This window comes from Streptococcus sp. HMSC077F03 (assembly GCF_001812375.1).
In the GTDB taxonomy this organism is placed as follows: Bacteria; Bacillota; Bacilli; order Lactobacillales; family Streptococcaceae; genus Streptococcus; species Streptococcus oralis_S.
The window spans coordinates 1-227 of the sequence record NZ_KV808781.1 but is presented as its reverse complement, the minus strand read 5'-3'; the positions used below and the strand labels follow the sequence as shown (position 1 = coordinate 227).

General features: G+C 42.7%; 1 pseudogene. It reads right to left on the bottom strand.

Annotation, left to right across the window (positions count from 1 at the left end):
• Positions 1-227: pseudogene (locus HMPREF2853_RS04900) on the bottom strand (hypothetical protein); the annotation flags it as partial.

The window sequence follows — 227 nt, the reverse complement described above, 5'->3', positions numbered from 1 at the left end:
TCTGCAAACTTGCCGACTGCCATTTCTCCTGAGTTGGCATCAAAGTAACGGATGGATTTATCAGCCAAAGTTACTACTTTACCCTTGACTTGCTTACCATCTTGATCAAAGTAAAGTGTTTGTTTGCCAATCTTTTGAAGACCTGTCACTGCTTTACCAGTTTGGTCAAAGTAATACCATTCGCTCTTGGCACCTTCTGCAAACTTGCCGACTGCCATTTCTCCTGA